This is a genomic window from Allobosea sp. Tri-44 (assembly GCF_004123845.1).
In the GTDB taxonomy this organism is placed as follows: domain Bacteria; phylum Pseudomonadota; class Alphaproteobacteria; order Rhizobiales; family Beijerinckiaceae; genus Allobosea.
This window is the reverse complement of the sequence record NZ_NBDP01000042.1, coordinates 154915-170002: the sequence shown is the minus strand read 5'-3', so window position 1 is coordinate 170002 and position 15088 is coordinate 154915. Positions and strand designations below refer to the sequence as shown.

The 15088-nt window shown below is 64.8% G+C and carries 13 protein-coding genes and 1 tRNA gene; 7 read left to right on the top strand and 7 right to left on the bottom strand.

Annotated features, from left to right (window positions below; genetic code table 11):
* Positions 1–14 precede the first annotated feature (14 nt).
* Positions 15–848: a transporter substrate-binding domain-containing protein gene (locus B6S44_RS24120; protein WP_129159419.1), complete on the bottom strand. Its 834-nt coding sequence runs from the start codon at positions 846–848 to the stop codon at positions 15–17.
* 193 nt (positions 849–1041) lie between these two features.
* Between B6S44_RS24120 and B6S44_RS24115 the strand changes: the two genes are divergently transcribed.
* On the top strand, positions 1042–1746 hold the full coding sequence (locus tag B6S44_RS24115) for a LysR family transcriptional regulator (protein WP_248309739.1): 705 nt from the start codon (positions 1042–1044) through the stop codon (positions 1744–1746).
* A gap of 396 nt (positions 1747–2142) precedes the next feature.
* Here the strand turns inward: B6S44_RS24115 and B6S44_RS24110 are convergent, their stop codons facing one another.
* Positions 2143–3168, bottom strand: a complete 1026-nt coding sequence (locus tag B6S44_RS24110) for a LacI family DNA-binding transcriptional regulator (protein ID WP_129159418.1) — start codon at positions 3166–3168, stop codon at positions 2143–2145.
* A 158-nt stretch (positions 3169–3326) separates the two neighbouring features.
* Between B6S44_RS24110 and B6S44_RS24105 the strand changes: the two genes are divergently transcribed.
* The 6 genes from B6S44_RS24105 to B6S44_RS24080 all read left to right on the top strand — a co-directional run bounded on the left by B6S44_RS24105 (position 3327) and on the right by B6S44_RS24080 (position 10027).
* Positions 3327–4610 (top strand): ABC transporter substrate-binding protein, encoded by a 1284-nt coding sequence (locus B6S44_RS24105; RefSeq protein WP_129159417.1) that lies wholly within the window; start codon positions 3327–3329, stop codon positions 4608–4610.
* 73 nt (positions 4611–4683) lie between these two features.
* A complete protein-coding gene (locus tag B6S44_RS24100; protein WP_129159416.1) occupies positions 4684–5574 on the top strand; it encodes a carbohydrate ABC transporter permease in 891 nt (296 codons plus the stop codon).
* The gene (locus tag B6S44_RS24095) at positions 5571–6425 is read left to right on the top strand and encodes a carbohydrate ABC transporter permease (RefSeq protein WP_129159415.1); all 855 of its coding nucleotides are present in this window, start codon (positions 5571–5573) and stop codon (positions 6423–6425) included. The genes B6S44_RS24100 and B6S44_RS24095 overlap by 4 nt, the downstream gene beginning before the upstream one ends.
* Complete coding sequence (locus B6S44_RS24090) at positions 6422–7567, top strand: hypothetical protein (RefSeq protein ID WP_129159414.1); 1146 nt, start codon at positions 6422–6424, stop codon at positions 7565–7567. The genes B6S44_RS24095 and B6S44_RS24090 overlap by 4 nt, the downstream gene beginning before the upstream one ends.
* Positions 7567–9336 carry a glycoside hydrolase family 2 protein gene (locus B6S44_RS24085; protein ID WP_129159413.1) on the top strand — a complete coding sequence of 590 codons (1770 nt, stop codon included), beginning with the start codon at positions 7567–7569 and terminating at the stop codon, positions 9334–9336. The genes B6S44_RS24090 and B6S44_RS24085 overlap by 1 nt, the downstream gene beginning before the upstream one ends.
* Positions 9337–9658: 322 nt before the next feature.
* Positions 9659–10027, top strand: coding sequence for a hypothetical protein (locus B6S44_RS24080; protein WP_129159412.1), 369 nt, complete (start codon positions 9659–9661; stop codon positions 10025–10027).
* A gap of 274 nt (positions 10028–10301) precedes the next feature.
* On the opposite strand, the gene B6S44_RS24075 is transcribed toward B6S44_RS24080, so the two are convergent.
* The 5 genes from B6S44_RS24075 to B6S44_RS24055 form a co-directional block, all read right to left on the bottom strand.
* A tRNA-Ile gene (locus B6S44_RS24075) sits at positions 10302–10377 on the bottom strand.
* 40 nt (positions 10378–10417) lie between these two features.
* The gene (gene mbfA / locus B6S44_RS24070) at positions 10418–11410 is read right to left on the bottom strand and encodes an iron exporter MbfA (protein ID WP_129159411.1); all 993 of its coding nucleotides are present in this window, start codon (positions 11408–11410) and stop codon (positions 10418–10420) included.
* A 134-nt stretch (positions 11411–11544) separates the two neighbouring features.
* Entirely contained in the window at positions 11545–13947 is a 2403-nt protein-coding gene (locus tag B6S44_RS24065; protein WP_129159410.1) for a methyl-accepting chemotaxis protein, read from the bottom strand.
* A 362-nt stretch (positions 13948–14309) separates the two neighbouring features.
* Positions 14310–14720 (bottom strand): acyl-CoA thioesterase, encoded by a 411-nt coding sequence (locus B6S44_RS24060; protein ID WP_129159409.1) that lies wholly within the window; start codon positions 14718–14720, stop codon positions 14310–14312.
* Complete coding sequence (locus tag B6S44_RS24055; protein ID WP_129159408.1) at positions 14713–15084, bottom strand: hypothetical protein; 372 nt, start codon at positions 15082–15084, stop codon at positions 14713–14715. The genes B6S44_RS24060 and B6S44_RS24055 overlap by 8 nt, the downstream gene beginning before the upstream one ends.
* Between the last annotated feature and the right edge of the window lie 4 nt (positions 15085–15088).

Sequence of the window (15088 nt, the reverse complement as noted above, 5' to 3'; positions counted from 1 at the left end):
GCCATACCGGATGGTCAGATTTCGAAACCGGGGGGGAAGTCGCTTTCCTTGACGCCGACAAGTTCCATGTTCTTCACGACCGCGTTCTTGATGAAGCCGCTGTCGCGCTGCTTGCTGATCCAGCCGTCGACGAACTCGCGCCAGGATTGATCGGCCTCGCGCCGGAAGCCCGCATTCGATGTCGTGAAGTCGGGCGGCGTCGGCATCACGATATCGCCGAGCGCAGCATTCTTGGCACGCAGCGAAAGCGACAGGATCAGTACGAGGCACTGGGCATCGACGCGCCCGACCTGCAGGGCGGCGGTTGCGTCGCTCGCGGTTTTCAGGCGCGAGACCTGCGCTTGCGGCGCAAGGCGCGTGACCGCGGCGTCATGGGAAGAGCCCGCGTCAACGGCGATCCGCATCTCAGGCTTGTTGAAGTCGCTCCAGCTTTTCGCGCCGAGCCCCTTCTTGGTTACCATCGTGAAGGCGTTCTTGAAAACCGGGCCGGAGAAATCGATGACCTTCTGCCGCTCCGGCGTGGGATTCAGGCCGAAGAAGACGTCGACCTTGTCGGCCTGGAGATCCAGCACGGAGTTGCCCCAGGTCGTTTCCAGGATCGACATCTTGACCCCGAGATCGTCCGCCAGCTTCTTGCAGATATCAATGTAGAAGCCGCGCCAGCTGCCGTCCGTCACCATCTTCTGATAGTAGGGAGCGCCGTCGGCAACGGCACCGATGCGCAAGGTGCCGGAGGATTTCACCCGCTCCAGCGAGCCGGCAGCGAGAGCGCCCTTGCCGGTGTAGAGACCCGCTGCGGCGGCAAGCCCGCTCAGGCCCACGAGCTTGTTGAATTCGCGCCTGTCCATACTCTTCCCCTCTCCGGTTCGCTTGCGGCTTCGATTTTGCACGCCGGAGCACGGCACTGTCCCCCTCGGATCAGTTGCTCATGCTCAATTTTCATGAGCCGGTAGAAGAGAGTTTGAATGAGCCCGGGGCGAAACAAAAACGTTGAAAATTTCCTCTATGATGATTTTTTATCATGATAACCGCGAGGTTCTCATGAGACGCTATCTGCCGTCGCTATCAGCTTTGCATGCGTTCGAGGCCGCCGCACGGTTCATGAATTTCACGAAGGCGGCCGAAGATCTCGGGCTGACGCAGAGCGGCATCAGCCGGCAGATCCATAATCTCGAAAAATTTCTCGGAGTCCCCCTCTTCCATCGATCCGGGCCGCGCCTCGTTTTGACGGAAGTGGGCGCGAACTACTATCGCGAGCTTGCGCGGACACTCGACAAGCTCCAGGAGATCACCATCGATGCCGTGCGCGGGCGCTCCGTCGACAGCTCGCTGATGATCGGCACTCACCCTACCCTGGGAGCCCGTTGGCTGCCCCGGCGCATCGAGACGTTCATCCACGCGCATCCGGATATTCCTGTCGAGGTCACGCTGGCGCCCGCCGATCTCAACTTCGAGACGACGCGACTGGACGTCGCCATCCTGCGGGGCGTGGGGACATGGCTCAATGCAAGATCGGTCGAATTGTTCGCCGAAGAGATCGCCGTCGTGACCTCATCCAAGCTGATCCCGCTTGGGACGAGGCTGGAGAACAAGGACTTTGCCGGCTTCCCCCTGCTTCAGAACGCGAGCCGTCCCAGCATATGGCTGCATTGGCTGCGCCTGTCGGGGCTCAACTACCAGGGGCGAATCCAGGGAACGCGCTTTGCGCATACCGAGATGCTGATCAATGCCGCGCTCCAAGCATAGGCATCGCCATTGTCCCGACCTGCTATATCGAAGCGGAGCTCACCCGCAATGAACTCCATATGCCGTTTGGCCCGCCAATATTGTCAGGAGACTCGTATTTCGCGGTCTATCCCGAGCGAAAGGCGCAGTTGCACAGCGTCATGGCTTTCCGCGAATGGGTGACAAGGGAAACTCGAAACTATCGCAAGCCGCAGCCGCGATAGGCTGCAATTGCCCTTCGCATAGCGCCGCGAGCTCGCCTAACGTGGGGGACCCTTGCGCCATCGGCAGACGTTGGATTGGCGCCCAATGGCGGGCATCGCGGAAAGAGATGTTTCACACCCGCCACTCCCGTTGAGCTAGAACAGAGCGTTTCGCCGGCTTGGCATGTTCGCGTTCGTGCAGCTGAAACGTGACCTAAGACCGTCGCCTCTCGATCAGCCTGTGAGGCAGAACGCGCTGCCGGTCAGTCCCCACCAGATCCCCCGTAATGAGCTCGGCGACGGCCTGCCCGAAGGTGCTGTAGGGGATCAGGACTGACGAGAGCCAGGGGGCGACCCAATCGTTGAGCGGGTTGTCGTCAAAACCGTAGATCGGCGGCGGGGCTGGGTCGGCGGTTTCCTCGATGAAGCGATGCACGCCAAAGGCGATCAGGTCGCCCGTGCAGATCAGGGCGTCAAACTGGTCGCCGTTCTGAAGCAGCATGCCGGCTGCAGCATAGCCGATCGCCAGATGCTCCCTCTCGGGCGGCCCGAGGATCAGGGAGGGCGGGATCGGACATCCCGCCGCGGCAAAACTTTCCGTGATGGCCACGACTCGGGCCCGTGTCGCCGATGAGGCGAGCGGGGCGTGGATGAGCGCAGGGCGCCTGACGCCGCGCTCCAGCGCGTGCGCGGCGACATCCCGGCCGGCCTGCGCGTTGTCGATGCCGACGAAGTCGCCATCGGGGTCGCCGGGGTCGCGGCGGTTGACGAAGATGAGAGGCGTGGAGCCGCCTCGCATCATGTCCAGCATGGGGCTCGCGACCGCACCGAGAAAGACGATCGCCCGTGCCTGCTGCGCCCGCATCTCGCGCAGATACTCGTCCTGCAGATCCGGGTCGTCATGGGTGTCGCAGAGCACCATGACCAGCCCTTGCTTGCGCAGTGCCACCTCGGTCGAGGCGGCGATCGCCGCCATGGTCGGGTTGGCCAGGTTGGCCGCCAGCACCGCCACGAGCCTGCTCTGCTTCTGCCGAAGCGACTTGCCGGCGCTGGAGGGGCGATAGTCGAGCTCGGCCACCGCCTGCCTGACCTTGGCGACCGTCTCGGGCGAGGCCTTGTTCGCGACACCGTTGAGCACGCGCGAGACGGTCGCGATCGAGACGCCGGCCCGTTCGGCCACATTGGCAATCGATGCCTGCTGGGCATCGGGCGGCTTGAGCGCCGTGCGCCGCATCGTCATCGCAGTCGTTCGATCCAAGCCCACAAAACGCTTGCACTTCTATAGCGGGAGGTCATAGGGTGCAGCAAGGGTAAACGTTTACCCTCAATCTCGCTCAAGCCCATTGATGGGCGGGGCAGCAGAAGGACGCAGCTCAATAGCGTTCATGGGAGGAAGCCATGGGTTTCTTGAAGAACATCGCTGCCGCGGCGGGCATGGTGCTGGCGAGTGCGCTGCCGTCCGCAGCGCAGACGCTGACGGTCTGGCATGATCTCGGCGACAACGGCCTCAAATGGTTCAACGCGATGTCCGCCGAGTTCGCCAGGCAGCGACCCGGTGTGACGGTGAAGTCCCTGAGCTTTCCGACCGATCAATGGTTCGGCCGCGTCATCAGCGCGCTGAACACCGATACGGCGCCGGATCTGATCTTCAACAACTACGAGCGCGTCATCCGCATCCAGGACCAGACCGGCAAGGTCTCGGACCTCAAGCCGCTGCTCGGCAAGGTCACCGACAAGGCCTTCCTGACCGAGGACGATCTCAAGGTCGCCACCTATAAGGATCGACAGATCATCATCCCGATCCAGCGCGTACAGATGGGCTTTGGCGTCCGCAAGAGCTGGCTCGACAAGGTCGGCGAAAACTTCCCCGAGACCTGGGAGGACGCCAAGCGCGTCGCGGCCAAGTTCCGGGACAATGATCCGGACGGCAACGGCAAGGCCGACACCTTCGGCTTCGCGCTCGAGGCCGCCAAGCCACGCGACCTCATCCACATCCTCGACCTGTTCAGCTTCGGCACCGGCCTGCGCCATACGTTGATCGACCCCGAGGGCAAGATCACCATCGACGAGCCGCGCCATGCGGCGGTGCTGGAGGAGTTCCTCAAGACCTATACGAGCTACAAATTCGTCGCGCCGGACACGATCAATCACTCCTTCACCGAGATGTACCAGGTGATCGAGGGTGGCCGCGGCGGCATGTTCCGGGTCGGCGACTGGAACGTGAAGAAATGGGACGGCGAGAAGGTCCTGAACGGCGACTTCCTCGTCGGTAAATGGCCGAAATTCGCGCCGGACGAGAAGAACCATGTCGTCATCGGCGGCATGCGCGGCGTCGCCATCCCCGAGAACGCGCCCAACAAGGCGCTGGCGCAGGAATTCGCCCAGTTCATGCTGACGAAGGCGGCCCAGCAGGCCTCGCTCGACAATGTCGGCGCGGCCGTGCGCGGTGACATTGAAGTGGCAGCCCTGTCGCCGCGCTCGCAGTATTTCGCCAAGGCCGAGGCGCCGCTCATCGCCTATGATTTCCCCGAGGCGGTGCATTCCTTCTATCCCGAGCTCGAAGCGGCCTTTCACAAGAAGCTGCTCTCCGGAATCGCCAATCCGCCGGCAGACTGGAAGCCGTTCATCGCGGAGACGGCCAAGGAGATGCGCGAGCTCGCGGCCAAGCTGAAGGGCAAATAGCCCGGTCGTCATCCGATCGCAGACCGCGCCTGGCGCGGCCTGCTGCCGAGCATCCTCCCAAAGGGCAGACAACATGACCACGACCCTTGAAACGGTCTGGCATAACCGGATTTTTTACCTCTTCGTCCTGCCCTTCGCGGTGCTGACGATCCTGTTCGGCATCTGGCCGATCGTGCTGTCGATCACGGTGTCGTTCACCGCATCGGCGACGGCGTTGCGACCGAGCCCGACCTATATCGGCTTCGCCAACTACGCCGCGATCTTCGCCGATCCGGCTTTCCTGGCCTCGCTGCTGCGCACCTTCCTCTATACGGCGGCGGCGGTCGCGGTGAATGTCGGCTTCGCCTTCGGCATGGCGGTGCTGATCGATTCACCGCTCCTGAAGCGCGGCGGCCTTCTCCTGCGCCTCGCCCTGTTTCTCCCGGTGGTCACGCCGGACGTAGCCGGCTACGTCGTCTGGCGCTGGCTCTATGACCGCTCCTTCGGCGCGATCAACGCGCTGCTCGATGTCGTCGGCCTTCCCGCTTTCGCCGGGCTGACCACCGGTCCGACGGCGATGATATCGCTGCTGATCGCCGAGCTCTGGCACCATGCCGGCTTCTACATGCTGATCTTCCACGCCAACCTCGCCATTCGCGATCGCGCTCTGGAAGAGGCGGCGCATGTCGACGGCGCCACGGCCTGGCAGCGCTGGCGCTATGTGATCCTGCCCCAACTCAAGCCGGCCTTCATCATCAACACCGTCTATGCGCTGATCCAGTTCCTGAAGACCTTCACCGTCGTGGTGGTGATGACGAAGGGCGGGCCGAACGAGGCCACCAACTTCGTCTCCTACTACGCCTACCAGCTCTTCGATCAGGGCCGTTACGGCGAGGCCACCGCCATGGCGAGCGTCCTCTTCCTGATCGTGATCGGTGTGTCGCTGAGCATCTATCGCCTCGGCGACAGGGAGGTAGCGCGATGAGTGCCGATGCCCAGATGACGCGGATCAGCCGCCCGGCCCAGATAGCGGCGTATGCTTTCGCCGGGCTGGTCGGGCTCGCCTTCCTCTATCCCTATTGGTGGATGCTGGTCAGCGCCTTCCGCTCGACGCGGGCGATCATGGACGACCCGCTGCGCCTCCTGCCGGAAACGTTCGATTTCTCGATCTTCACGGAGATCGCCAGCCTCGGCGGCGTCTCGCTGGCACGCTACATCGCCAACTCACTGGCGATCACCACGGCCTCGACCGTACTGAGCGTCGTCGTCACCGCGCTGGGCGCCTACGCACTGACGCGCAAGCCGCATCTGCCGGGGTTCACCGCGCTGCGCTACGGTTTCCTCGTCACCATCATGTACCCCTACATGCTGCTGGTGATCCCGGTCTATCTGGTGATGTTCAAGCTCGGCCTGCTCGGCTCCTATGCCGGCATCGTGCTCTTCCTGGCGCTCGGCCCGATCCAGTTCTTCCTGTTCGAGCAGTTCTTCCGGAAGATCCCGGGCGAGGTCATCGAAGCCGCGATCATCGACGGCGCCAACGAGGTGCAGATCCTCTTCCGCATCGTCCTGCCGATGGCCTCCTCGATCACGGCGACGGTGGCGCTGATCACCTTCCTGCTCAACTGGGCCCAGTGGTTTCCGATCCTGGTGATCTCGACGTCGCCGGACACCTACACGCTGCCGGTGGCGCTGCTCTCGATGAACACCGAACTGGGTGCCAATTTCCAGGGAATCATGGCGCTCGCCGTCATCACCACCCTGCCGATGGCGGGGCTGTTCCTGCTCGCCCAGAAGCGGGTGATGGCGGGGATGGCGAGCGGAGCCGTAAAGGGATGAGCCTGATGTTCGATGCCGTATCCGAGACCAGCCGCACTGCTGCGATCGAGACCGCAAGATTGCGTTCGCTCGGCTGGCTCGCCACGCTGCAGGTGCCGGGTGAACCACGGGGCGTCATGCGCATCTCGGCGGCGCAGGACCATACCCGCTGGCCGGGCGTCAGCCTCTACGGCACCTATAACGGCATCATGTGCCTCGACCTGATCGGCGGGCTCGCGGGTTTCTCCGAGGCCGAGAGGACTGCGCTCGTCACCTGGCTCGAAGCACATCGCCGCCCCGACGGCATTGTCCGCGTGCCGGGCATGACCGAGGAGGCGGTGTTCAAGAAGGCGGACCGGGACGAGACCTGGCGCTATATCGACTTCCACGTCACCAACTACACGCTTGGCGCGCTCGACGTGCTGGATCCCGGCCGTCGTCCGAACCTGGCTTTCGTCGAACCTTTCCTCGATCCGCTGACGCTCAAGGCCTGGCTCGCCGACCGCGACCTCAACGACCCCTGGCAGGAGGGGAACAACATCGTCAACCTGGCGGGCTTCTTCCTGCTCCTGCGCCGGGACGGGGATGCCGCCATCAAGGCCCGCGTCGATGCGGCGCTGGAAATCCTCTATGGCTGGCACGACCGCAACCGCGAGCCGAGCACCGGCTTCTGGGGCGTCGGACAGCTCTCGGACGCGACCCGGCTTCTGCACGCTTTTGCCGGCTCCATGCACAATTTCCACATCTGGTATCATGAAGGCCGCATCCCGGCGGCCTTCGACCGCTCCGTCAACTATGTCCTTTCGCTGCCGCCGCGCGTCGATTCCGCTTGTATCGACGTCGACGCGGTCGATGTCCTCGTCCACGGCCTCGTGCTGCTCGACTATCGCCGCGACGATATCTGCCGCTGGCTCTCGACCCTGCTCGACGCGCTGCTCGCCGACCAGAACGGCGATGGTGGCTTCTGCGACGTGCGCACCGGCACGCGCCGGCAGGATGGCTGGGTGAGAGGTTATGAGGAGCCCCAGGGGCTCTCCAACACCTTCGCGACCTGGTTCCGCTGGATCACGATCGCGATGATCGCCGACGTGCTGTTCCCGGGACGCTGGAATTGGCGCTTCCGGCGAATGATCGGCATCGGCTACCGGCTCGGAGCACGGTGATGGCGGCGGAGGATCCCTTCCAGCATCTCCACGACGAGGACTATGCCCGGCCCTATCTCGCCGGGCTCGTCGGCGCCGAAGCCTATGTGCCGATCCACGGCCGGCCTGTCTTCTCGCTCGATGGCGACTGGCGGCTGACGCTCGATCTCTTCGACGAGGGCCTGCGGCAGAAATGGTTCTTGCTCGACGAGACGCCGCCTTCGCAATGGTCGCATCCGCGCGACTACGAGATCGAGGCGGGCGAGCTCGTATCCGTGCCGTCCTGCTGGAACGTGCTGAAGCCGGAATGGACCTATTTCGAGGGCGCGGCCTGGTACACGCGTCATGTCGATTGGCAGCGTGGCCCGGCCGGCGAGCGATCGATCCTCAATATCGGTGCAGCCAACTATTCGGCGCTCGTCTTCGTCAACGGCAGCTATGTCGGCGGCCATCGCGGCGGCTCGACACCGTTCAGCCTCGATGTGACGGACAACTTGCGAGACGGCCGCAATCGTCTGCAGATCATGGTCGAGAACCGGCGCTCCCCGAACCGCGTGCCGATGCAGCATATCGACTGGTTCAACTATGGTGGGCTCTATCGCGACATCTCGCTGATGCGCCTGCCGGCGGTGTTCATCCGCCAGGCGCAGGCCATGCTGCTGCCCGGAGGGCGGGAGGTGCGGTTTTCAGTTGTTCTATCCGACGCGTCGAATACGACCGCGCAGGTCGACATCCCCGAACTCGGTCTGTCGCTTTCCGTGCCCATCCGGAACGGCAAAGGTGAGGTGACGACGCCGTTCGCAGGGCAATTATGGTCCCCGGACGCTCCCCGGCTTTACGATGTCCAGTTCTCCTGCGGCGCGGACCGGATCAGTGAGCGCATCGGCTTCCGCACGATCGAGGCGCGTGGCACCGACATCCTGCTGAACGGAGAGACGATCCGGTTGAAGGGCGTCTGCGTCCACGAGGACGACTTGGCGCTCGGCAAGGTCTCCACCGAAGCGGATGTGCGCCGCCGCTTTCACCACGTCAAAGAGCTCGGCGGCAACTTCCTGCGCCTGTCGCATTATCCGCATCATGAGCATGTCGCGCGGATCGCCGACGAGATGGGGCTGCTGCTCTGGGCAGAGATCCCGGTGTACTGGGCGATCGCTTTCGACAATCCGGAGACCTATGCCGATGCCGAGAACCAGCTTCGCGAGCTGATCGCCCGCGACATCAACCGCGCGAGCGTGATCCTTTGGGGCGTCGGCAATGAGAACGCCGACACGGATGCGCGCCTCGCCTTCATGTCGCGGCTCGCACAGGCCGCCAGGCGCACTGATCCGACCCGCCTGGTCGGCGCCGCCTGCCTGATCAACCGCGAGACCTTCGCCATCGAGGACCGGCTCGCCGAGCATCTCGATGTGATCGGTCTCAACGAGTATTTCGGCTGGTATGAACCGGATTTCTCGGGGCTCGATCGCCTGCTGGCCAATTCAAACCCCGGCAAGCCGGTGATCGTCTCCGAAACCGGCGCCGATGCGCTGTCCGGCCATCGCGGCGCCGGCCGCGTCCTGTTCACGGAAGACTGGCAGGCCGAGTTCTATCGCCAGCAGGTCAGGCGACTGGCGGCGACGCCCTATGTCGCCGGGATCGCCGCCTGGCTGCTCTACGATTTCCGGACCGAGCGCCGCCAGACCGGCTTCCAGAAGGGCTTCAACCGAAAAGGCCTGATTGCAGAAGACAAGACAACCCGCAAACTGGCCTTCGCCGTGCTGGCGGGGCTCTTCGCCGAATGGCGGACCTGATTCAGCGGATAGACGGCCGTAAAGCGGACGTCCTGAGAGTCGGCAATGGGCAAAAGACGCCCGTTCCCAAGAGGCGAGATTGATCGCATCCGAGCTCCTTCGGCGGATGTCTTGATGGAGAAAGCAGTTTCGGAACCCGCTGACGGGAACCCCCGGGAATGAGCAGATCAAGCCGTTCCGGGCTCTCGAACCGGAACGGATTTCCGATGAAGACCATGAACGACGGTGCGGCAGCCGAAGATGATGCGCGCCCGATGCGAGATCACCTCGCGCGCTATGCCCGGCCTATCGGCTCAGCACCGAACATGCCCGGATGTTCCCGATGTGGCAGTCGGCGCTGGCGCATGCGCTGCTGCTCGACCATGACGGCGACCGGGTCCATGCGGACCAGGCCGACCTGAACGGCCGCCAGTTGGCGGAAGGCGCGCGCTCGATGGCGCGGACCTTCGCGCTGCTGATCGCCGAGGCTCCCGCCGGTAACAAGCAGGAGCTCGGGCAGAAGATCGAGATCTACGAGACGATGAGCTTCCTGCCGAGCGAGATGAAGCGCTCGCGCACGGCCTCCATGGTTGAGCTGGCGATGCATTTCGACGGGGTCGATCTCAAGCGCCCTAATGCAGCGATATGCTCCGCGCGTGGGTCGAATAGGCCTTGGAAATGCTACCTCAGCAGCGACCGGATATCGTCGTAGCGCATACCCCGCTTCGCACCGGCTTCGAACAACCGTTCCGCTGACTGGCTGGCGGATGGCGAGAGGCGCAATGCCGCTTCGGGTCTCGGGTCTTCAACGACATTCTCAGCGTGCTCGGCTTGTTGGCCGGATGAAGCCGCGGGGGAATCGGCCAGCGGAGATAGAAGATGCCGCTTTTGGAACGCTGCAGGTAGGCCGGATTGAACACCAGAATGCGCCACCAGAATGTCCCACCGGCACGATCCTCTGGCTAGTGCATTGATCTGAAACGGAATGGTGGGCCGGGCCGGACTCGAACCGGCACCGGCGCTGTTATGAGCAGCGAGCTCTAACCATTGAGCTACCGGCCCGCAGCACGCCTAGCATCCGGCGGGCGCAGCGGCAACGGGCTCAGGCACCGCCGATCAGGATGCCTGCCGCCAGCACCAGCGCCCCGCCGAGCACGACCTGGAAGGTGGCACGGGCGAATGGCGTTTCCATGTAGCGGTTCTGGATCCAGACGATCGCCCAGAGCTCGACGAAGACCACCGCGAGCGCGATCGCCGTCGCCGTCCAGAAGGATGGGATCAGATAGGGCAAGGCGTGGCCGAGGCCGCCGAGCGCCGTCATCACGCCAGATGCCAGCCCGCGCTTCAGCGGCGAGCCACGGCCGGAAAGCTTGCCGTCGTCATGCGCCGCCTCGGTGAAGCCCATCGAGATGCCGGCGCCGATCGAGGCGGAGAGGCCGACCAGGAAGGTCGTCCACGTATTCTGCGTCGCGAAGGCGGTGGCGAAGATCGGCGCCAGTGTCGAGACCGAGCCGTCCATCAGCCCGGCGAGGCCCGGCTGGACCCAGGTCAGCAGGAACTGCCGGCGCGCCGCGTCGTCCTCCGCCGACTTCGCATCGCCAGTGAGATTGTCCTCGGCGAGTGCGTCAGCCCTGCTCTCGTGCCCGGCCTCCGCCTGCGCCAGGTCGCCGAGCAGGCTGCGCGTCTGGGCATCCGTGCTGCGTCCGGCAGCGGCGACGTAGAAGTCGCGCGCCTGGCGTTCCATAGCCGCCGCCTCCTCGCGGATACGCTCGAGCCCGAGCGTCTCGACCAGCCAGACCGGCTTGCGCTGGTAGAAATCGGCGACATGCTCGCGCCGGATCGGCACCACCACCTCGCCGAAGCGGCGCCGGTAGTCCTCGAGCAGGCGGCGGCGGTGCTCGTCCTCCTCCGTCGCCATGCCGTCGAACACCGCTGCCGAGGCCGGATACTCCTTGCGCAGCTTCTCGGCATAGACCGCATAGATGCGGCCATCCTCCTCCTCGGAGGCAACCGCCAGCGCCAGGATCTCGCGCTCACTCAGGCTGTCGAAGCGGCGCCGGCCACTGAGGCCTGGGGGCAGGAGCGAGGACAGCATCGCGATCTCCTTATTAGAATTATTCTAAAATAGAGATCGCTTCTCGACTTCGCAAGCCGGACAAGCGCAACGCCCCCCGCCTTGCGGCGGAGGGCGTCGGACTGCAGGATGGATGCTGTCGTTCGCGCCGGGCGTCACGCGGCCCTGGCGTGCTCGTCCTCGTGCTCGCCCGCTCCGCCCTCGCGGAAGCTGAAGCGGGAGATGTGCTCGGTGAGCGAGCGTGTCTGCTCGTCGGTCAAGGCGAGCGCGGCGTTGGTCTCCTCGACCAGCGCCGCGTTCTGGTGCGCCATGGTGCCGATGCCGTCGATTTCGCGGTTGATCGTCGAGACATCGGTCGCCTGGCCGCGGGCGGTCTGCGAGATGCCGTTCATCAGCGCCGAGAGATCGTTGACCGAGGTCAGGATGCTGCCGAACACGGCCGAGCTCTGCTCGACCAGGCCGACGCCGACCTTGACGTCGCCATGGGCCGCCTCGACCAGCTTCTTGACGTCGTTCGAGGCGTCGGCCGAGCGCTTGGCGAGGCTGCGCACCTCGCTGGCGACGACCGCGAAGCCCTTGCCGGCATCGCCGGCGCGAGCCGCCTCGACCGCGGCGTTGAGCGCCAGCAGGTTGGTCTGGAAGGCGATCTCGTCGATCATCGAGATCACCTCAGAGATCTTGCTGGAGGAGACGCGGATGCGGTGCATCGCTTCCAGCGCCGAGGCGACGACCTGCTCACCCTGCTGGGCGCGCTCTTCGGCGCTCTGGGCCATGCCGACCGCCTGAGCGGCGTCCTTGGCCGTCTTCTGGACATTGCTGGCGAAGGCGCCGAGCTGGTTGGTCGCCACCGAGACGGCGTTGCTCTCTTCGCTGGTGCGCTCGGCGAGATCGGTGACGCCGTCGAGGATCTCGCTGGTCGCGCTGCGCACGGCCGAGACGGTCTCCGACAGGCGCGCCAGCGTGCTCTCGAACTCGCCTGCCAGGCTGTTCGTGCCGTTCTTGAGCTCGGCGAAGGCGCCCTGGTAACGGCCCTCGACGCGGGCGACCAGGCGGCCGTCCGACAGGTGGCCGAGGACTTCGCAGGTCTCGGACAGGCCGGCCTGGACCGTCTCCAGCAGTTCGTTGACCGAACCGGCAAGCGCATTGAGCTCGGCATCGGCGAAGTTGGCGGCAACACGCCGGCTGAAATCGCCCTGAGCCGCCGCCGCGACGACCACGCCGAAGGCTTCACCGAGCTCCGCCATCATCTGCTGGCGCTGCTCGCGGGCGCGCTCCTCGTCCTCGACCTTGGCGAGCTCGGCAGCGCGCAGCGCCACCGCATTGTCGCGGAAGAGCAGGACGCTCTTCGAGATGTCGGCGATCTCGTCATTGCCCTTGGTCTCGACCTGGGTTTCGAGCTGCCCATCGGCGATCGCCCGGGTCGCAGCCCAGAGCCGGTTGAGGCGGCCAACGATCTGGCGCCGGACATAGAACAGCGCCAGCGCCAGCGCGACGATGAGCGAGCCAAGGCCGATGATGCCGAGCCAGAGCTTGCTCGTCTCGATCAGCGCCTGCGTCGAAACGACGGCCGCCTGCGCCTCGCCGCGCGCACCCTGCACCAGTCCATCGACCTCGCGGCGCAGTTGGGCGGCCGCCTGATCAACCTCCTTCAATCCCCGGGTAATGCCTTCGCGGGTGGTGATGTCGCGGGTGCGGATATCGACAAGCCCCTCGCTGCCTTCGCCGACCGCGATCAGGTCCTCGACCGTCTTGGCTCGCGCCTTGTTCGAGGTGATCTTCTCGGCGTCGGCCAGCAGGGTCCGCAGCCGATAGGCGATGCCGTTGAAGCGCTCGCGGGCAAGGCTGAGCTTCTCCTTGTCGTTGATCTGCGCGATCTCGCGGAGAACGCCGACCATCTCGTTGACATTGGCCTGCAGCGTGCGGGCCAGGTCGAAGATCGCGAAGTCGCGGTCCATCAGCGTCTTGACCGCACCGGTCAGCGCCTCGCCGGAAAGCACGGCGAGATCGTCGAGCCCGAAGGTCACCGCGAACTTGGCCTGCTCGGCCTCGCCGCTCGCCGCCTTGACGAAGGCGTCGTAGGCCTTGCCGAGCTTCTCCAGCGCCGCTGCCGCTTCCGAGGCGACGCGCAGGCGCTCGCCGGTCAGGTCGTTGATGTCGTTGATCTGGCGCGAGAGTCCGTCGAGAGCGCTCTGAGCCTTCTTGTTGTCGACATTGCCCTGCTCGCCGATCTTGCGAACCAGGTCGAACTGCCGGGCTTCGACCTTGTCGAACTCGCCGGTCAGGGCCGCCCGCTCGCGCACGCTCTGCACTTCCATGAAGCGCGGCGCCAGCGCCGTCGAGGCCGTGGCGGCCTGCGACAGTTCAAGCGCAAGCTCGACCACCGGCATCTTGCGCTCGACCATGTCGGCAACCGTGCTGCCGACCCGGCCATAGGAGAACCATGCGACCAGCGAAGCTGCGATCGTCAACACCGTCAGGACGCCGAGCGCCGCATAGATGCGGGCGGCGATGCCGACACGCGACGCCTTCTGGCGCGCAGGCTTCTCAGTCTTCGACATTGACACGGTACTCCTGAAGACAAGCCCGGCAGCGCGGCGCTGACCGGTAGCGGATCACGGACGAGAGGCGGCGGCCGACGATGGTCAGCCGTGAAATGGATGCGCTTGGAAAAATGCGGGGCAAAGGCTCGCCGGCTCGATCGTGCCGCGTGCAAGCGGCGGCGCGAGCCGGACCACGCCGGCCGACATGCGACGGCGATCGATCATGCAGGACCTCCCAGCCCCAGGCCGACCGATCCCGATGGATCGATCGACGGCAGAATTGCGGAGGTTCGCTTAAAGAACGCTTAAGTTGCCGGATTCTTCTGAATCACTCGGCCTGCGGGCCGGTTCAGGTTCCGTTAGGATTTGGGGCGCGAAAATCAGCCTTCCGACACCGGTGGCACCGGCCGCGGCCGGCCGTCATCGTCTATCGCGACGAAGGTGAAGCTCGCGTCGGTGACCTTCTCGTGGAGCGTAGTGCGGAAGCGCTTGGCCCAGGCCTCGACCTGGATCTTCATCGAGGTCCGGCCAACCGACTTGACCGAGGTGTAGACGCTGAGCACGTCGCCGACCTTGACCGGGCGGATGAAGGTCATGGCCTCGACCGCGACGGTCACCACACGTCCCTGCGCCCGCTCGACCCCGGCAATGCCGCCGGCCTGGTCCATGCGCGACATCACCCAGCCGCCGAAGATGTCGCCATTGGCGTTGGTGTCCGCCGGCATGGCGATGGTGCGCACGGTCAGCGTGCCGCACGGTTCCTCGGCAGGATTGACGCCAGGCTCAGTCATCGTTGCCCTTCCCTTCCTCGATATGGAAGGAGTGGAGCACACGATGCAGGATCGGCGCCAGTACGAAGCCTGTAGCTATCACCACAAACAGGCCTGAGAAGATCGCGTAGACGCCGGCGAAGAGCTTGCCTGCTTCGCTCTTGAGTTCGCTGACCGGCCCCATGCCGGAGAGGATCATCGCTGCATTAACGAAGGCGTCGGTCGCGCTCATGCCCTCACTGGCGGCATAGCCGATCATGCCGATGCCGAGGCCGGCCATGGTGAGCGCCAGCCAGAGCAGCATCGCCCGCCCCATGCGCAAGGCAAAGCGCCGTATCGGCACCAGCCGCTCGTGGCGGCGCTCGAATTGCATCAGGCGCGGCATCGTG